At 62.1% G+C, this 19,378-nt stretch carries 13 protein-coding genes and 1 pseudogene; 3 read left to right on the plus strand and 11 right to left on the minus strand.

What is annotated here, in order from left to right; translation table 11 throughout:
* Positions 1–253 precede the first annotated feature (253 nt).
* The 6 genes from BDI24065_RS37545 to BDI24065_RS37570 all read right to left on the minus strand — a co-directional run bounded on the left by BDI24065_RS37545 (position 254) and on the right by BDI24065_RS37570 (position 5,928).
* Positions 254–814 (minus strand): hypothetical protein, encoded by a 561-nt coding sequence (locus BDI24065_RS37545; RefSeq protein ID WP_175035441.1) that lies wholly within the window; start codon positions 812–814, stop codon positions 254–256.
* A gap of 106 nt (positions 815–920) precedes the next feature.
* Complete coding sequence (locus tag BDI24065_RS37550; protein ID WP_175035442.1) at positions 921–1,121, minus strand: hypothetical protein; 201 nt, start codon at positions 1,119–1,121, stop codon at positions 921–923.
* Positions 1,121–2,353, minus strand: coding sequence for a porin (locus tag BDI24065_RS37555; protein WP_175035443.1), 1,233 nt, complete (start codon positions 2,351–2,353; stop codon positions 1,121–1,123). The genes BDI24065_RS37550 and BDI24065_RS37555 overlap by 1 nt, the downstream gene beginning before the upstream one ends.
* A gap of 268 nt (positions 2,354–2,621) precedes the next feature.
* Positions 2,622–2,852 carry an FAD-binding protein gene (locus BDI24065_RS41650; protein ID WP_438820048.1) on the minus strand — a complete coding sequence of 77 codons (231 nt, stop codon included), beginning with the start codon at positions 2,850–2,852 and terminating at the stop codon, positions 2,622–2,624.
* 121 nt (positions 2,853–2,973) lie between these two features.
* Entirely contained in the window at positions 2,974–4,302 is a 1,329-nt protein-coding gene (locus tag BDI24065_RS37565) for an MFS transporter (protein WP_175035444.1), read from the minus strand.
* A 54-nt stretch (positions 4,303–4,356) separates the two neighbouring features.
* Entirely contained in the window at positions 4,357–5,928 is a 1,572-nt protein-coding gene (locus tag BDI24065_RS37570; RefSeq protein ID WP_175035445.1) for a sulfatase-like hydrolase/transferase, read from the minus strand.
* 106 nt (positions 5,929–6,034) lie between these two features.
* On the opposite strand from BDI24065_RS37570, the gene BDI24065_RS37575 reads away from it, so the two are divergent.
* Positions 6,035–6,643, plus strand: coding sequence for a MarR family winged helix-turn-helix transcriptional regulator (locus BDI24065_RS37575; RefSeq protein WP_254609941.1), 609 nt, complete (start codon positions 6,035–6,037; stop codon positions 6,641–6,643).
* Between the two features lie 297 nt (positions 6,644–6,940).
* Here BDI24065_RS37575 and BDI24065_RS37580 read toward each other — a convergent pair.
* From BDI24065_RS37580 to BDI24065_RS37595, 4 genes and pseudogenes are all read right to left on the minus strand, one after another.
* Positions 6,941–7,396, minus strand: a pseudogene (locus BDI24065_RS37580) (PDC sensor domain-containing protein); the annotation flags it as partial.
* Positions 7,397–7,518: 122 nt separating this feature from the next.
* The gene (gene glgA, locus BDI24065_RS37585) at positions 7,519–9,012 is read right to left on the minus strand and encodes a glycogen synthase GlgA (RefSeq protein WP_217481847.1); all 1,494 of its coding nucleotides are present in this window, start codon (positions 9,010–9,012) and stop codon (positions 7,519–7,521) included.
* Between the two features lie 74 nt (positions 9,013–9,086).
* Positions 9,087–11,336: a 1,4-alpha-glucan branching protein GlgB gene (gene glgB / locus BDI24065_RS37590; RefSeq protein WP_175035446.1), complete on the minus strand. Its 2,250-nt coding sequence runs from the start codon at positions 11,334–11,336 to the stop codon at positions 9,087–9,089.
* A complete protein-coding gene (locus tag BDI24065_RS37595) occupies positions 11,329–12,987 on the minus strand; it encodes an alpha-glucosidase family protein (protein ID WP_175035466.1) in 1,659 nt (552 codons plus the stop codon). Before BDI24065_RS37595 ends, glgB begins: the two co-directional genes overlap by 8 nt.
* Positions 12,988–13,490: 503 nt before the next feature.
* Here BDI24065_RS37595 and BDI24065_RS37600 point away from each other — a divergent pair.
* Both BDI24065_RS37600 and opgC read left to right on the plus strand, forming a co-directional pair.
* A complete protein-coding gene (locus BDI24065_RS37600; RefSeq protein ID WP_217481846.1) occupies positions 13,491–17,732 on the plus strand; it encodes a PAS domain S-box protein in 4,242 nt (1,413 codons plus the stop codon).
* Positions 17,729–18,934, plus strand: coding sequence for an OpgC domain-containing protein (gene opgC / locus BDI24065_RS37605; RefSeq protein ID WP_175035448.1), 1,206 nt, complete (start codon positions 17,729–17,731; stop codon positions 18,932–18,934). The genes BDI24065_RS37600 and opgC overlap by 4 nt, the downstream gene beginning before the upstream one ends.
* Here opgC and BDI24065_RS37610 read toward each other — a convergent pair.
* Entirely contained in the window at positions 18,887–19,366 is a 480-nt protein-coding gene (locus BDI24065_RS37610; protein ID WP_175035449.1) for a globin, read from the minus strand. The genes opgC and BDI24065_RS37610 overlap by 48 nt on opposite strands.
* Between the last annotated feature and the right edge of the window lie 12 nt (positions 19,367–19,378).

Here is a 19,378-nt window from a genome sequence, read left to right on the forward strand (position 1 = left end):
TACCAGCTGTCCACGTGGACACGTAGCATCAGAGTGCAGCGATTTCTACACAAGGGCGCCGTTATTCGATCGCTTACTCCTTTTCAACCTGAGTGCGCCGCAATATGGCGCCCACGGCGCGCAATTGAACTGGCATGTTTAACCTCCGACTGCCTTGTCTGGGTATGTTTCTGCATGGGTCCCATTGAAGCAGTCGAGGGCCCTGACGGGCAATTCCGTCATGCCGTCAGAACGTTCCGTCAGAGAACGAATATCAGCGGTGGCGACCATCGGATTCGCTTACCGAATCTGGCCTGAGTGAAGCGGCGAAGGTCTGGGCGTTTCGCGAAGCTTCTCCATTGGTCTGGGCCTTGAGGCCAAGCTTTTCGTCGATGGCACGCGCAACGGTGGAAGATTTCGGTGGCCGGTCAGGATCCCACTCCGACCAGTATTCCCGCATCACATCGAAGAGTGCCTCGAGCGTGCGCGTCAAATGAGGAAGGTGGACAATCACGCCGCGGCCCGGGTCGTCTGCGGCACGAGCTGCAGAGCCATCTGATTGGACCGCAACATTGAATTGTCCATCCGCGTTGAATGCAGACGACCGCTCGAGCCTGCGCTCCAGATGCGATGCCCATACGTGATGCATCAGCGCCGTCCGAGCAAGCGCGAGTTCAAGCAACTCAATGCGGTGATCACGCTTCCGCAGGCGATCGTTTAAACGCGCAATGAGGGCCTTTGATTCTTCGGTTCGCCGGCGCCAATAGTCGAGGCTTAACTGCGCATCTGCTTCCCGCGAGATTGCCCCCGGACGATCATCAGTTGATTCGGCCATTCGTGCTGCCCTCCAGTGCCGGGCGGGACCGATCGATATCACCATCAACAATACAACTTCGACACGACCAGCTCAGATTCCCGGACACTCGCTCCTTGACGATTCTTCATCTGCCAATTTTGATTCTTTGATACTTGAGATCTGGCACGAACTGCTTCCGATGCTCGAAGCGGCTGTAGATGCCGAGCGCCTTTATCATATCTACGATCAAACGCGCCAGTTCACGTCTGACCGCTTTCTGCCACAAGCTAGTTCTGTACGTGATCAGTCGAAACGCGACGCGCTCGAAAGCATCACGATCGACCATCAGAATCTCTGCACAATCCCTGCACGACCGACGAATTGGTGGTTAGTGCTTGACGGGGTCATCAGTTCGATGTTCGCGACCGCCGGCTGGCCAAGTGAATCGGTCCCGATGGCCACCTGATAGACTCCGAAAAGATAGACCTCGGTTCGTTTGGACAAGAAATACTGTACTCCCAGAATCCCCTGTTGATAGGTCACGCCACCTTGTCCACCGGCGCCTCCGCCTCGGGTATAAGTGTACCCAGCGCCAACCTGCAACGTGGGCGTCACAAAGTACGACCCCGTGATCGAGCCGTTATTGAATACCGCGTTGCCATGGTATCCGAGTGGATTCGGCCCAGCTTGCAGGTCCCCGAGTGCCCTGAATGCATTGTGACTCAGTGCCAAAGCGACCGTCGCCGGCCCAATCTTGTAGCTCGCGCCACCGGAATAGATCTCGAACGTATGCGCCGACGCATAGCCCGCATAAATCGGATTTGATTGCGCGGAGCTTGCGGAGCCAAAGGAGCCCATATTGTTGGTCGTTGCCGGACCGGCGTTCGGGTTATTGCCGAACGAAGCGAGGTTCGGATCGCGTCCGTTGTAGTAGCCGAGACCGAAGGAGAATGCCCCCGTGGTGTAATTTGCGCCCAGCGCCCAGACCTGACTTGCGGTGAAATCTCCCGCACTGCCGCCTAGCGAATACATTCCACCAAACGTCAGGCCGTTGTACGACCGGCTCACGTACTTGATCGCGTTGTTCGCGCGCCTTGTGTGCCCGAGACCGTCCACGTCGCCGGGAAGCGCCCCGGAGATCCCGACGATCATGTTCGGTGTATACGGCGCGACAAAGTCGGCCTCAGAATCGTACTGGCGACCAAAGGTGACCGTACCGAACGACGTGCTCAATCCGACAAACGCCTGCCGCCCGAATTCCGCTCCGCCTTGCCCGAGCGTACCGTTGTTGAGGTTGAAGCCGTTCTCGAGCGTGAACACTGCCGATAGCCCGCCACCAAGATCCTCGGAACCCTTCACTCCCCAGCGACTCCCACCAAGGCCGCGCATGGCTCCGTCGCTCATCGATACCTGCGACTTGCCAGCAAGACTACCGTCGGCGTTTCGTCCAACCTGAGCGCTGCTGACATAGTTGATTCCGACGTCAATCAGACCATACAGCGTAACGGAACTCTGCGCACATGCAACTCCCGTTGCCAGAAAGGTCAAGGCTGCAGCCCAGAAATTCTTCTTCGTCATGTTGTCTCCGATGATTCACGTCGGAATCTATTTATCGAATTTGTATTTTTACTTCGCATATCTAATTTCATTTAAATCATCTGCCCTCCTGACTCGCCCGACTGAGGTGATTCGTTTTGTTTTCCACGCTAATTGACCACTGCGGACAACGCAGATTTCAGCGAGACCGGATCACCATCGAGGCCGTAGTCGCCACGCTAAAGATCGGCGATTCAGGATACTCTTCGATCGCGACGATCACCTTCGCATCCTTCACGCCGGCCCGATGCTAGATCGCGCCGGAAATCTCAATCGCGATATTCGGCTGCGGCTCGACGATCTTGCGGGGTTGCCTCACGTGATAATCGTTCCGCGCGGAGTCGGCATCGCCTGCCGCACGCGAGATGCCGAGTGCGACCTGCAGCTTTCCCGTTAGCGACTCCCGCGTCTTTGTATCGTTCTTGCCACTGCCCAGGGCAATCCTCAGAATCGGACGTTTAAACGTCGTGTTTTGCCACATCCCGTACGGAACGATTTTCCTGATCGACCCACCTCTATTGCACCTGATCAACAGGTTGCCTCAACCCTTTCCGTCCCCAACGACCAGCAGGATGACACCGGAGCCTCCGCCCGACCGAGGCTCAACGATTCACCAACGCATCCGCAGCAGGTCGTGCATCGCGCGACGGCGCGCGTAGAATCCACAACAGCATCACCATTCCCAGCGCGAGCAGCACACCGATTGCGGAAAGCCCCGTGTAAAGGCTGCCCGTCAGCGCCTTCATCGTCCCAACCAGCCACGGACTCACCGCACCGCCGATCGCGCCGATTGCCGTGATTGTCGCAATGCCGCCAGCGGCCGCACCTTCCTGAAGGTACGCCGTGGGAATCGTCCAGAACAGTGATAACGCCGCATAAATCCCGACCGACGCGACGATCAGCAACGCGACCGTCAACGCGATACTATTCGCCGTAAAAGGCAGCAACAGAAAACTCGCCGCGACCGAAAAGCCGCAGACCGCGACGTGCCAGCGCCTCTCCATGCGCCGGTCCGAATGCCGTCCGATCAATACGATGCCGATCGCCGTGCACATCGAGATGCCGCCGCTCATCCACCCGATATCGCTGATGTGATGTACGCCGACTTGACGCAGCAACGTCGGAATCCAGAAGCCGATTGCGTTCATCGCCATGAACACGCTGAAGTAGATCGCCGACATCACGTAGATGCGCGGATTGGTCAGCACGTCGGCAAGCCTCGCATGCGCGTCCGCCGATTGCTGCGCGCGGCCCGCCCGCAGCGCCACCGCGATCTGCGCCTTCTCACTGTCGCTGAGCCAGCGGGCATCGGCGGGACGGTCGTCGAGCACGAAGCAGGCAGCGATGCCGAGCGCGATCGCTGGAATGCCTTCGATCAGAAACAACCACTGCCAGCCGGCCAGCCCGAGTGCGCCGTGCAGCCCGCTCATGATCGATCCAGCTAGCGGGCCACCGACGATACCCGCCAAAGGCACTGCCATCACGAACAGACTCATGATCCGTCCGCGCCGCTTGTCTGGAAACCAGTAAGTCAGGTACAGAATGACACCCGGGAAAAATCCCGCTTCCGCAGCGCCAAGCAAAAAGCGAAGCGCATAGAGCGCATGCGAGTTGCGCACGAACATCAGCAGCACTGTCAGCGAGCCCCATAAGACCATGATCCGTAGCAGGGTCTTGCGCACGCCGATACGCGCCGCAAGCAGATTGCTCGGCAATTCGAAGAGCACATAGCCCACAAAGAACATTCCCGCCGCGATACCGAACGCGGCATCGTCGATCTTCAGGTCCTGGAGGAGTTGAAGCTTCGCGAAACCGATATTCACGCGGTCGATGAAGTTGACCACGTAGCAGACGAAGAGGAACGGTATGATGCGCCGCGCGACCTTGCCGAACACGGCATCATCGGCGGAACTGCTGGAAGCATTGGTCATGGTGTCTCCTGTGTGCCTTTGTCGAAGGTCTATTTCTCACTTGAGTTTAGATCGTCACCACTCCCCGATGAACACACCCCAGTCCTTGTGCGTATTCGTACGTCTCGCGACGCCCGCATCGTCCATCGTCACGCGCTGCTTGAGCGACGCATGATAGTCGAGCAGTTTCTCGTGCATCTGTGCGCGCACGACTGCGTGTGTGCGGTCGCCGCCAAGATCGATGAACTCGTTCGGGTCGGCTTCGAGATCGAACAGCTGTGGGCGATAGCCTTGCCAGTGCACGTACTTCCAGCGCGCATCGCGCACCATCCAGCCGCGGCATTCATCAGGTTTTCGGCCAAGCGTCAGACGCGCGCCGCGAAAACTGTAGTCGAGTTCGGAGACAACGTAGTCGCGCCAGCTACCTTCATGCGTCGAAGCGCCGCGTGTCAACCGCAGCAGTGACCTACCTTCGATCCGCTCCCGATGCGCAGGCAGTCCGAGCGCTTCGAGCACCGTTGGCACCACGTCTATGCATGACGTAAAGCGAGCGTCGGCGGTTCCGCGCGTCGCGTTCGCTTCACGCGGCGGATCGTAGATGATCATCGGTACGCGCTGTACGGTATCGTAAAACAGCTCTTTTTCGCCGAGCCAGTGATCGCCCAGAAAATCGCCGTGATCGGCAGTGAAGACGATCAGCGTGTCTTTCCAACGGTCCAGCTTGTCCAGCGTCTCCCAGACGCGCCCAAGGTGATCGTCGATCTGCTGGATGAGGCCCTGGTAGACGGGCCGCACCAGGTTCGATACTTCATCGCGCGAGAAATTGATGCTCTCCTCGTGCTGACGGTAAGCGGCCGTCACGGGGTGTGCGTTATCGAACTCCGCCGTACGCCGCACGAGAGGCAGGCATTGGTCGAGCGAATACATGTCGTGATACGGACGCGGCGCGACGTATGGCCAATGCGGCTTCACATACGACAGATGCAGCGCCCACGGTTCGTCGCCCTGCTGCTCGATATAGCGAATCGCCTGATCAGTCATGTACGCCGTTTCCGAGTGCGGTTCCTCAACGCGCGACGGCCAGCGCACATTGCGCATCTTCCAGCCGGAGCGGATTTCTCCGGTATCGTCTTCGACGCTGATCACGTAGTCGCTCCAGGGCTGCTCGCTCTGATACCCGTGAGCACGCAACCACTCGGGATATCCACTCTCGCAGCCCGGCTCGTGATGCCCGTCGTAGCGGTCAAGTTCGACGAATGAGCCCGTCGAAAGCCGCAAACCGACCTCACTGTCACGCGCAATTTCGAGCCGTTCCATGCCCGACACGTCAACCTGTACGTGCGTTTTTCCAGCAAGCGCAAGCGAGCGCCCATGACGGCGCAGATATTCTCCGAGCGTAATCTCACCGATCGACAACGGCACGCGGTTCCAGGTCGCACCGTGGCTCGTCATCGTGCGGCCGGTGTAATACGACATGCGGGACGGCCCGCAGACGCCCGAGCTGACGTACGCGTTATCGAAACGCACGCCGCGCGCCGCTAGCGCATCGATATTTCGTGTGCGCAGATACGGGTGACCATAGCAACCGAGATGATCACGTCTCAACTGGTCGCACATGATGAAAAGCACATTGCGGATGGCTGTCATGGAGTTTTATCTGGGTCGTCGAAAGCGGGAATGATTTCGATGCTAGAACGGACCCGCACGATTGACCTAGTCAAACGTATGTGCTCCTGCACATTCGTACGTTTTCATGAAAATTCGTATGTGGTCCTGCACATTGGTGCATAATATTTTCCTACTCATCAGGGGCGAACACACCGTGCCGCACACATCTTCCGCCCCTCCCGCGTCATCCACGCCGCGCCTGAAACAGCCCTGCCATATCGACGAATTCGTGCTGTATCGGATGTACAACATGACGCGCGTCGCCGTTCGAGGGGTAAGCTTGATGTTCCGCCGCGAGATCGGCATCAGCCGGCGAGACTGGCGCATTCTCGCCTTCGTCGGCCAGTTCCCTGAACTGAACCTCACGCGCCTGGCGGAACTCACGGAGTTGGACACGGTTGTCGCTAGCCGCTGCGTGACGCAACTCGTGCAACGCGGGCTACTGGACAACACCCGTCAGCCGACAAACAAGCGCGTATCGGCGCTGCGGCTCACAGAACCGGGCAAAGTGGTTTATGAACAGGCACGCATGGCCGGCCGGCAGTACAACGTGGAATTCGCCGCCTGCCTGACCGACGAGGAAGCGCGCCAGCTCGAAACGTTGATGGGGAAACTCGAAGCCCGCGCGGAGGAACTGACGCAGCGTCAGATCGAGCTCAGTCGGGGCGTTGAGGGAGATTCCGGCGACGAATAGCGAGCAACGCGGCCCATGAGCCGATTCATCTGACGATATCGCCGATCGCGATTTCGACTGTCGCGCAGCCCTTTGACGAGATGCCGCCAAAGTTACCGCCACGGGCTCGGCTACGTTCGGGGGCCTCCGTTCAAACTGCCACTGTTTAGCGAGCGGTGCGGACACCTGGAAGCGCCCGAACGCAGATGGTCCAGGCGGCAGCCGAAGACCGCTACAGTGTGTGTCCGGCGAGAGTGTTAATTATGTCAAATATAGGTCCGATCATGCTCAAGACACCGAAATACTGCTGGTCCAATTGCTTCCGAACGGATCGCTGATGTAAAGCCCGGCGTTCGGGTTGTCCCGGTGAACCGTAAAGTATTTGCGGTCGCCGAAATTGCCCTGTCGCGGCACGTCGTTCGCGGAATCCAGGATGATGTTGCCGGCCAAATCCAGCACGAGCATCGAGCCGAGAAATTGCGCTGTCATCGAGTGATCGAACAGGACGCCGCGCCGCAAGGCCGGCGAGGCGGCCAGGACGTCCGGGCGCTGAAGGCCCTGGATCACCGCTTCCACCGACAAGCCGTACAGCTCGATATTGCGTTCGATGTCGCGCTCGGCCACGAGCGCCAGATTCCGCGACGTATCGCGCGCGCGCTCGAGCGCGTCGTGACGGCTCTGAAACAACTGCAACACGCAGAGGCTCATCAGCGCGCACGCTATCAAGGTCCCCGCCAGCACAACGTAGTACGGCGCCGCCGACCGCGGATGCATCCGTTTCCTCTCAGGTTAGGCCGACGCTGACGCACCGGTTGTTATGGTTTGTTTTGAATAACCTATACCAAAAAGTGCGGCATCCGGATCCGAGGTGTAGCCCCGACCTGCCGGGTCGCTGCTCAGGTCGCTTGCCCTGTTTGGGAAACCGGTATCTCGACCAATTGTCGGTAAACATCCGTGATTGCCACCGCCGCGTGATGCCAGTCAAACCGCATGCGCATGGCGCGTTGCTGAACCAGCAACCAATCCTCTCGGCGCGCGTACAGCGCGAAAGCACGGCGGACAGCAGCGCCAAGCGCTACGTTGTCGAAAGCATCGAAAACGAATCCGGTTGCTGAACCATCCGCGAGGTTTTCCAGCGAACAGTCCACGACGGTATCCGCTAGCCCACCTACCCGCCTCACCAACGGAAGCGCTCCATACCGGAGCCCGAACATCTGCGTCAGCCCGCACGGTTCGAATCGTGACGGCACCATGACCACGTCGCTTCCAGCCATGATGCGATGTGACATGTGTTCGTCGTAACCGATCATGACGGCGACGGCGGACGGATGTGCGTCCGCCATGCGGACGAATGCCTGCTCGAGCTCGGCGTCGCCGCTGCCGAGCAGGAGAAATTGCCCGCCGCGCGTGACGATTTCCGGCAGGGCATCCAGGAGCAGATGCAAGCCTTTCTGCTCTGCCAGCCGGCTGACCACGCCGAACAGAAGCGCATCTTCCCGTAGTGCGAGTCCTGTTGCCTTCTGCAAGGCACGCTTGCACTCGACCTTCCCTCGCAGCGAAGTCTCGTCGTAGTGCGCGTCCAGATGCGTGTCTGAGGCTGGACTCCAGATGGTTTCGTCGACCCCGTTCAGAATCCCTCGAAGATCGCCGGCGCGGTGACGCAGCAGGCCTTCCAGGCCACATCCCTGCTCCGCATGCTGAATTTCATTCGCGTAAGTCGGGCTCACTGTCGTGATCTTGTCGGCGTAGTAAAGCCCGGCCTTCAGGAACGAGTACTGCCCGTGGAATTCGACCCCCTCGATGTCGAAGAACGAAGGCGACAACTCCGTGTCCGGAAATAGATGCGCGGGGAACACACCCTGGTAGGCAAGGTTGTGGATCGTGAATACGCTGTGCGCGGTGAGTGACCCCGTGTTCAACGTATCCGCGCGCAGATACGCGGGGGCGAGCCCAGCGTGCCAATCGTGACAGTGCACGATTCGGGGGCGCCAGGTTACATCCAATCCCGCGGCGATCCGCGCGGCGACCCAGCCGAGCAATGCGAAGCGCTTGTGATTGTCGAGATAGGGGCCGTCATGCTCGGCGCCATACGGGCTGCCGGCACGATCGTACAGTCCCGGCGCATCGATGAAGTACACACCGATGTCGTTTGCTGGTAGCGTTCCGTAGTAAAGCGAAACCGCGCCCGCACCAAAGCGCTCGCCCAGCCTGGCCACCAGGCTAACCTGACAGATGCCGTCGCGGACGCTCGGAAAACCGGGCATCAGCAGGCGCGCATCCCAACCGAGCGCCCGGAGCTCGCGCGGCAACGCCGCGGTGACGTCGGCCAGCCCGCCGGTCTTGAGTAACGGAAAAACTTCCGCACAAACATGTAGTACGCGCATAAGCATCTCGTTCATGTCGATGATTCCGGACACGGCGGACGGTGCCGTGTCGAGAAGCTTCGGATCGGTCCCGGGCCGCCTCAACACCCGCCGTCTTCGGGCGCGAACATGACGGTCGCGAGTGGCGGCAATGTAATCGCCAGCGACGTTGCATGACCATGCGACGGAACCGGATCCGAGTGCACGTCACCGTTGACGACGCCACTACCGCCGTATGCGCGGTCATCGGTATTGACGATCTCGCGATACGCTCCGGGCCGAGGCACGCCGACCCGGTAGCCGTTGCGCGGCACCGGCGTGAAATTGCACAGCACGATGACGAAACGGCCGTCGTCCGAGCTGCGGACAAACGCAAAAACCGCATTGTCGCGATCGTCGACGACGACCCAGGAAAAGCCCCGCGTATCGAAGTCCTTCTCGTGAAGCGAGGCATATCGGCGCATGGTGTGGTTCAGGTCGCGCACGAGCCGCTGGACGCCCCGGTGCAACGGCTGGTCGAGTATTTCCCATTCGAGACCGCCGTCGGCGTTCCACTCGACGCGCTGCGCGAATTCGTTGCCCATGAACATCAGCTTCGCGCCAGGGTGGCCCCATACGAAACCGTAGTAAGCGCGCAGATTCGCGAAGCGTTGCCATTCGTCGCCCGGCATGCGCGACAGGATCGCCCCCTTCCCGTGCACGACTTCGTCGTGCGACAGCGGCAAGACGAAGCGCTCGTCGAACGCATACAAGAGGCCGAACGTTACCTTGCCGTGATGATGCTTTCGATAAACGGGGTCTTGACGGATATAGCCGAGCGTGTCGTGCATCCAGCCGAGGTTCCACTTGTAGTGAAAGCCCAGCCCACCCGCCTCGACTGGTTTCGTCACGCCCCAGAAACTGGTCGAGTCCTCCGCGATCATCGCCGCCTCAGGTCGCTCCGACGCGATGGTGCGGTTCAGTCGTTGCAGGAACGCGATCGCCTCGAGGTTTTCGCGCCCGCCCAGGCGATTGGGAATCCATTCGTGAGCCTGCCTGCTGTAGTCGCGATAGAGCATCGAGGCGACGGCGTCGACGCGCAAGCCGTCGACGCCGAAGCGCTCGATCCAGTAAAGGGCGTTGCCGATCAGGAAGTTCGCCACTTCGGGGCGGCCGTAGTCGTAAATGAGCGTATGCCAGTCGCGATGCACGCCCTCTCGGGGATCGGCGTATTCGTACAAGCTCGTGCCGTCGAATCGGGCAAGGCCGTGCGCGTCGGCCGGAAAATGACCGGGCACCCAGTCGAGCAGGACACCGACGCCGTGCGCGTGGGCCGTGTCGACCAGATAACGGAAATCGTCCGGTGTTCCGTAGCGGGATGTCGGCGCGTAAAGTGCAGTCGGCTGATAGCCCCAGGAGCCGTCGAACGGATGCTCGGCGACCGGCAGCAACTCGAGGTGCGTGAAGCCCAGTTCCTTGACATACGGAATCAGGGTCGCCGCGAGGTCCCGATAGGTCGGCATGTCCGCACCGGGCGCGCGCCGCCATGAACGCAGGTGGACTTCGTAGATGCTCATCGGCGCGGCCGGCGCGTTGGCGTGACGCCGGACTGAATCGGCGGCACGTACTGGCGGGAGGCCGTGGACCACCGACGCCGTTCCGGGCCTCAGTTCCGCCACAAACGCGTAAGGATCGGCCTTGACGGCCAGCTCGCCGTCCGGCGTCAGGATTTCGAACTTGTAGAGATCGCCCTTGACCGCATGCGGCACGAACAGCGCCCAGACGCCGCAACTTTCATGCAAGCGCATCATGTGCCGGCGGCCGTCCCAGCGATTGAAACTGCCGACGACCGATACACGGCGGGCATTCGGCGCCCAGGTCGCGAACCGTACGCCCGCGACGCCTTCCAGGACGGCCGGATGCGCCCCGAGTTGCTCGTAGGGACGAAGATGCGTGCCCTCCGACAGCAGCCACGCGTCGAGGTCGCCGATGCGCACGGGAAACCGGTAGGCATCGTCGACACGCTCCGCCTGTTCGGGCCAAAGGATTGCGAGTTGATACGCGAACGGCGTACGGCGTCCGGTAATTTCGGCCACGAACAGTCCGCCGTCGACGTGATGCAGCCTGACCGGGTCACCGCCACCGTCCCGTTCGACGACGTCGACGGCGGTGGCGCCGGGCAGCAGTGCACGAACGACAAGCCCGCTGTCGCAGCGGTGCATGCCCAAGACCGCAAAGGGATCCGTGTGGTGGCCGGCCAGCAGGCCGGTAAAGTTTCGTTCGTCGAGCAGCGCGCCACGCCACGGGGGCGTGGCAGGCGATGGACGGGCTCGCTGTCCGGACGCATCGGGCCCGCGTGCCGGGCTACGCATGGTCGATGCGGCCGATCCAAGCGGCATGTGGCGATAGCGTCACGCTTCTGCCGGCGATTGTCACGCCACTCAGGCCGGAGGTGTCATCAGCGTCGGCGGTCGAGCCGGCCGGCAAGGACCAGCGCTGCGTATCGGCGCTCAGGTTGAAGACGAGCAGGCGCCGGTCGGCGCCTGCGGCCCGCTCGAACGCGAGGATCGGCTCGGGCGCGTCGACGAAGCGGATGCTGCCGTCGCACAGGGCCGGTTGCTTCTTGCGCCATGCGAGAAACCGCCGGCAGAAATTCAGCGTCGACGCCGGATCGCGCTCCTGAATGTCGACAGCCAGCGAAATGTGGTCGTCCGGAATCGGCAGCCAGGGTTCGGTTGCCGAAAAACCGCAGAACAGCTCGGCCGCCTGCCACGGTAAAGGTGTGCGGCACCCGTCGCGTCCCTTGTATCTCGGCCAGAACTCGATGCCGACCGGATCGCGCAACTGCTCGCGCCTGAGGCTGACTTCCGTCAGGCCCAGTTCATCGCCCTGATAGAGGCACGGTGTGCCGCGCAGCGTCGCGATCAGCGCCACGACGAGTCGGGTAAAGGCCGGCCCGGAGCCCTGGCCCCACCGTGTCGCGACGCGCGGCACATCGTGGTTCCCCGCTGACCAACAGATCCACCCTTTTCCGCCCAGCTCGGCCAGTTTCGATTCCATGCGTTCGACCGTGCGACGGACGTGAGCGGCCGAAAACTCCGGCGTCAGCAAATCGAAACTGTAGGCCATGTGAAGCTTGTCGCCGTCCGCGGTGTATTGCGCCATCGTGGCGAGCCCGTCGTCGTCGCCGACTTCCCCCAGCCCGATTGCGCGATAGGGGTCGATGCGTTGCCGCAGTCGCTTGAGGAAGGCCAGGTTCTCGGGCCGCGACTTGTCGAAGCGGTGCCGCTGCATCGCGTACGGATTGTCGGGTGTTTCGTCGCCCATGTGATGCGCAGGCATCGGAGGATTGTTGCGCAGGCGTCGGTCGTGAAAGTGGAAGTTGCATGCGTCGAATCGGAGCCCGTCCACGCCGCGCTCGAGCCAGAACTGCACTTCGTCGAGCATCTGCCGCTGCACGTCCGGGTGATGAAAATTCAGATCCGGCTGGCTCGCCAGGAAGTTGTGCAGGTAATACTGCCGGCGCCGCGTGTCCCACTGCCAGGCGGAGCCGCCGAACACGGAGAGCCAGTTCGTCGGCGGGGTGCCGTCGGCTTGCGGATCCGACCACACGTACCAGCCAGCACGCGGATTGTCACGATCCGACCGACTTTCGACGAACCACGGATGCTGGTCGGACGAGTGGCTGAGCACCTGGTCCACCATGACCTTCAGGCCGAGCGCGTGGGCCTGTGCGATCAGCCGGTCGAAATCGGCGAGCGTGCCGAACAGCGGATCGACGTCCCGGTAATTCGACACGTCATAGCCGAAGTCCTTCATCGGCGACCAGAAGAACGGGGAGATCCAGATCGCATCGACGCCGAGCGCGCGAATGTAGGCGAGCCGGTCGATCACGCCAGGCAGATCGCCGATGCCGTCGCCGTTGCTGTCCGCGAAACTGCGCGGATAGACCTGGTAGATCACGCCGCCCCGCCACCATGTATCGGACATCTGCGCGCTCCCGTTACGCACTGCCGCCGGCATCCGCCGGCCGGCGTCACTGCCGGTTCCGCGGGGCGACGCCCGCATGCAACGCGACTCCCGTCCATTGCGCATTCAGTTTATAGCAGCCCGACAACTGGATTAAAAGTTATTGCACCTCGAATTGATTGGATGAAAATTTTAATCAATTTCGATATTTGTTAACCAATTCGAATTGGCATTGACGGGCGCCAGTCAATTGAAATTCCGGCGTCCGGGCCGGCCCGATCCGGCGCGTCGCTCGAAAGCCCTGGCGGGCGTTCACGAGCCGTTGCGCGGGCGTCTCAAGCTCATCGGGCCACTACAAATGCGTGATTTCGTTCAATATAATGAGATCGGATGTTTTTCAAGGCCACTCGAAATCGGCAATGTCGCATCCCATTTCCGACCGAGGTGAATAACGCCAACTCCATCGCACCAGAATCAGTATTGAATGGAGTGCCTTCGCAAAAAAAGGGGGAGCATTGGGCCGCATGCATCGCTTCAGCCGCGCCAAAGGACTGGCCGTGGTCGTTCTCCTGGCCGGCCTGGCGGTCAGCGCCGCCGTCGGCTACCTCGTCTCCGGATACAACACGCGCACGGCGCAAGCCGAGTTGAATGCAGCCGCGCGGCTGACCACCGACGACATCGTGGACCGGATCGGGCGCTACGAATACGGGCTGCGCGGTACCCGCGGCGCAATCGTCGCCGCGGGCGAAGACGGCATCACGCGCGACATCTTCCGGCGCTACAGCGTCACGCGCGACCAACCCATGGAGTTTCCCGGCGCAATCGGCTTCGGCTTCATTCGCCGCGTGCCGGAGGCCGATAGTGAGCGCTTCGTCGCGCGCGCGAAGGCGGATATCGGCCCGGACTTCGCCATCCGCCAGTTCGTGCCGCATGCGGGCGAACTCGATGTGGTCATGTATGTCGAGCCGGAAAGCGAGAACCGGGTCGCCGTCGGGCGCGATATCGCGTCCGACAACGACCGGCGGCAGGCCGCGGTGACCGCGATGCTCAGCGGCAACGCGACGCTAACCGGTCCGATCCAGCTCACGCAAATGGCGGCATACCATCGCCAATCCTTTCTGTTCCTGCTGCCGGTCTACCGGCCCGGCGCACCGCTCTCCTCCGCCGCAGCGCGCGAGGCAGCCGCATTTGGCTGGACGTACGCGCCGCTCGTGATGGAGCGTGTGCTGGCCGGGCTCGATATCCGCGACAGGAACCTGTTCCTGCGCCTCGATGACGTGACGACGCCGGGTGCGGCATCGCCCTTCTACACATTGTCCGCCGGCCCGCCCGCCAGCGCGCTGCCGATCTCCGTGTCGTTGGAGCGCGCCGTCTATGGGCGCATGTGGCGTTTTACGTATGCCGCGTCGCCGCAGTTCATGAGCAACCTGCATCAGCCGTCCGCCACGGCCTTCGTGCTGGTGGGTGCGGTAATCAGCACGATGCTAGCGGCGATCGCGTACATGGTTGCGTTCGGCGTCCAGCGGCGGCGCCAGGCGGACGCCGACCGGGCCAAGCTTGCCGCGATCGTCGAAGGCTCGGTGGACGGGATCGTCGGACAGACACTTGACGGCAGTATTACCAGTTGGAACACGGGCGCCACTGCGCTGTTCGGCTACGACGCGCACGAAGTGGTCGGGCGACCGATGTCCGACACGATCGTGCCGGACACCCTGCTCGACGAACAGCGCGATCTTCTCGCGTCGATCGGCAAGGGGCACCGCGTGCCGGCCTTCGTGACGCGGCGCCGGTGCAAGGACGGCGCGCTGCTCGACGTGTCGGTGACCGTTTCGCCGATCTTCTCGCCGGACGGCGGCGTCACCGGCGCGTCGAACACGATGCGCGACGTCTCGCAACAGAAGGCGGCCGAGATGCGCATCGCCGAACTCAACGCCAGCCTCGAACGCCAGGTCGAACAACGCACGGCAGAGCTGCGCCGGCTCAACATGCTGTTCGAGAACGTGATGCGGTCCGCGTCTGAAGTGTCGATCATCGCAACGGATCACGAAGGCACGATTACGCTGTTCAACCGCGGCGCGGAACGCCTGCTCGGCTATGGCGCCGACGAGGTCGTCGGCTGTTCGACTCCGCTTCCGCTTCACGACGCGGAGGAAATCGCCGCCCGCGAAGCAGCCCTCGCCGCCGAATATGGCCTCGAAGTGAACGGGTTCGAGGTCTTCACCTGCAAGCCCGAGCGCGAAGGCGTGGAAGCCCGCGAATGGACGTACGTCCGCAAGAACGGATCGCGCGTGCCGGTCTCGCTGGTCGTGAATGCGATGCGCGACGAAGCGGGCGAACTGGCCGGCTATCTCGGCATCGCCGTCGATATCACGGAGCGCAAGTCCGCCGAACTGAAGCTCGCCGCGGCTCGCGACCAGGCATTGCTCGCCGCGGAGGCCGCTGAACTCGGCATCTGGACCTGGGACACCGCGCTCGACGAAGTACAGTGGAATGCGCGCATGGCGGAAATCTACGGCCATCCGGGCGTGCTGCACGATGGCATGCTGACCTTCCCGGCGTGGCAGTCTCTGCTGCATCCGGAGGATCGTGCGGCGGCGACCGATGCGCTGATGGACGTTGCTGGCCACCGGCGCCGTTCGTTCGTCGGCTCGTTCCGGATCGTGCGACCGAACGGAGAAATCCGCCATGTTCATGTCAACGCGCTTGCCGAGCGCATGCCGGACGGCGAGTCCGCCCGTATCACCGGGACCCACCGCGACATCTCGGCGCAGCACGCGCTCGAACACGAGCTTCGAACCGCGAAGGAGCAGGCCGATGCGGCGAGCGACGCGAAATCCGCGTTTCTCGCGAACATGAGCCACGAGATCCGCACGCCGATGAACGGCATCATCGGGATGACGCGGCTTTGCCTCGAAACGTCGTTGAACGAGGAGCAGCGCGAATACTTGACGATGGTCCTGTCGTCCGCCCAGTCGTTGCTGACCGTTATCAACGACATCCTCGATTTCTCGAAGATCGAGGCGGGCAAGATGCAGTTCGATCCTGTGGATTTCAGCCTGCGCGCGATGATGACGGAAATGCTGCGCGCCACGACGTTCAAGACGGGAACGACCGCGATCGAGATCCTGAGCGATATCGGGCAGGACGTTCCGGATTCGCTCGTCGGCGACGCGGGACGCGTGCGCCAGGTGTTGACCAACCTCGTCGGTAACGCGCTGAAGTTCACGTCCAATGGCGAAGTGACGGTATCGGTGCACGTCGCGGCGCTCGCGTCGTCCAGTGCGTCGCTGCACTTTGCCGTGACCGATACGGGCATCGGCATCGCTCCGGAGCATCTCGTCCGGATCTTCGATGCGTTTTCCCAGGCCGATACGTCGACCACGCGCCGCTACGGCGGGACCGGCCTCGGGCTGGCCATCTCGGCCCGGCTCGTCGCGATGATGGGCGGACACCTCGAGGTCGACAGCGCGGTGGGCGCCGGCAGCACATTCGGCTTCACGTTGCCGTTCGCGCTGGGACGCGGGCCGGCGCTGCCGCACCCGGCATTGCCGCACGCGCTGAACGGCGTGCGCATCCTGGTCGTCGACGACAACCAGACGAATCTGCGCCTGATGAACGACATGCTGCGCAATTTCGGCACGCAGCCGACCTGCACCAGTGACGCGCGCGGTGCACTGGATGCGCTGTACGGCCAGGCGAAACGCAGCGAACCTTACGCGGTCGCGCTCGTCGACGGGCAGTTGCCCGATTGCGACGATTATTCTCTGGCGCTGGAAATCGCCGCGGATCCGGTGCTGAGCGACACAAGCGTCATCGTCGTCAGCTCCCTATCCAACCGGCTGGACACCGCAACATTGCGGCAGGCCGGGATCAGCGGGTTCATGACCAAGCCGGTCGACCAGTCCGAGATGTTCAATCTGCTCGTCAAGGTGCTGGGCGAATCGTTCTTCGCATCCCCCATGCCGGATACCGTCACGACGCATCGCGACGCACGCACGCCGGGGGCGCCGGCACGCCGATACACGGTGCTGCTGGCCGAGGACAACCCGATCAACCAGCGGCTCGCGGTGCGCCTGCTCGAGAAGCTGGGCCATGATGTGCGCGTTGCATCGAACGGGCGCGAGGCGCTCGACTGGATCGCGAAGCAGCCGTTCGACATCGTCCTGATGGATATCCAGATGCCGGTGATGGACGGGCTGGAAGCCACCCGCGAACTACGCACACGCGAGCGGCGACGGGTCGCGCGCCCGACCCCCGTGGTCGCGATGACGGCGCATGCGATGCAAGGCGACCGCGAGAAATGCCTGGCTGCCGGCATGGACGGCTATGTATCGAAGCCGGTCGAAATCGATGCGCTGATGCGCGAGATCGACCGGGTCGCGGCAACGGCGCCGGCTGCGGAAAGCAAGTCGTCCGGTGAAGCGCCGCCACTGCACGAAGGCACCGAGCACCTGCCCCTCTTCGATCGCGGGCAGGCGCTCTCGCGTCTCGGCGGTGACGAGGAACTGCTTCGTGAACTCGCACGCATGCTGATCGACGAGGCGGAGCAGAAGATCGCGGAAATCGATCGTGCGATCGCTGCCGACGATTGGGAAAAGCTCGCGCGTGCCGCGCACAAGCTCAAAGGCGATGCCGGTACGTTCGCGAGCGGCTCGCTCGCCGACGCGACAGCCGCACTCGAGCGTGCTGCCCGAGATTCCCGGCGAGAAGCGGCGGTTGCCGCAGCAAGCGAGACGGTCGCGCTGTTCGCCGACCTGGTTAACGAACTGCGTGCAGACGTGCCTGGGGTGCCCAGATGAATTCGCTCATCGCGCTGTATACCCGTACGACTTCCCTCGCCTACGTCCAGACGGAACGTGACGAAGCCATCGACTGCCTGAGAGGTGTCGCGATCGTGTTCATGACGATCGTGCACATCGAGTATTTTTCCGTGTTCAGTCTGCTTGCGTGGGAGCGGCTCGGCTTCGTGACGGCAGCCGAATGGTTCGTGATTCTGTCCGGGTTCGTGCTCGGCAAGGTCAGCCGCACGCGCATGGCCCGGCTCGGATGGACGACGACCGCGTGGAAATCGGTATCGAGAGGCGCGAAGCTCTACCTGGTGAATATCGTCCTGATCCTGATACCGATCGTTGCCCAGCCGCTCGGTATCGTAAAGACAGCGGTACTCACGCACTTCGTCGACGAGGCGACCGGAACCGTCTACCCGCTCTACCCAGTCCAGGGCGCCCGGCTGGAGGACTGGTTCAACACGGTGCTGTTGTTGCGCGGCGGGCCACACCAGGCACAGGTGCTTGGCCTCTACGCGACGCTGCTGATCTTTGTCGTTCCGTTTCTGCTGCTCGCGTTCCAGCGCCTGTCGTCCGCCTTGCTGCTGCTCTTGGCGAGCGGCGCGCTGTACGCGTGGCACCTGCTGGTCCCGTTTCGATGGTCCGACATGCAGTTCGAAAATGCCTTTCCGCTCGCGGCGTGGCAGTTCCCCTTCGTCGCGGGCGTGTTCGCCGGCTGGTTTTCGAACGAGTCGCGCCTGCTGCTGGCGTCCCGTGCAAGACAGCGCTGCCTGTATGCGTTCTGCGTCACGGGCACGCTCGTCCTGTTCGTCATCGCGCAAGGTCACATGGATCCGTTTACTCCGGCGTGGGCCAAGTTGAGCCTGCTGCCGCGCGATGCGATCGAATCGCTCTATCTCGGGTACGCGCAGAAAAACGAACTCGGTCCGCTACGCCTGTTCAACGATTTTTGCCTGCTGATCGTCCTTCACGCGTGGCTGAGCCGGTATTGGCAGCGCATGGGTCCGGTCGTCGGGCCAGTCCTCGTTCCGATCGGCAAGGCGTCGCTGTACTGTTTTGTCGCACACGTAATACTCGTGCTGGTCGCCAGCCAGATGATCCCCTTCGGTTTGCAGCCGCCGAGATGGATTGCCGGTTCGGCGATGCATCTCGGCGCCATTGCCGCGCTATGGCTGCTTGCCCGCTACGGGCCCGGCCGGCGATGGCTCGGCTGACGCATTTTCGCGCGTGCCGTGCGTCGACATCTGGCGCATGAACTCGAGACCGGGGGCGATGGTCATTGCCCACGCGATTTCCACGGTGACATCGAAGTGGCGGGCGTCGAGCTCGCGCACGGTGGCCAGGATTGCCGACCGCCACGCGTTGAACATGTATTCCGGAATCGCGAGCCGGGCCGGGCCGTGCTCGACGGCGATGCGCTCGAGATAATCCGATGTCACCTTGGTGCGGTACAGGTTGAGCAGATGAAAGAACGACTTGCGCATCATCTGCTTCTGACGTGTCATTTCCGTATGCGCGAACTTGGCGCGGATATCCGTCGACGTGTTCAGGAAGATGTCGTAGAAGCGATCGAAAAAAAGCTCACCGTTGTCGTCTCCGGTCAGCCGACGATAGCTTTCCAGAAAGATCTCTTCGTAGTTCGTCAAGACGCCCTCCCG

Origin of the sequence: Burkholderia lata, assembly GCF_902499025.1 — a bacterium.
GTDB classification, from domain to species: domain Bacteria; phylum Pseudomonadota; class Gammaproteobacteria; order Burkholderiales; family Burkholderiaceae; genus Burkholderia; species Burkholderia lata_C.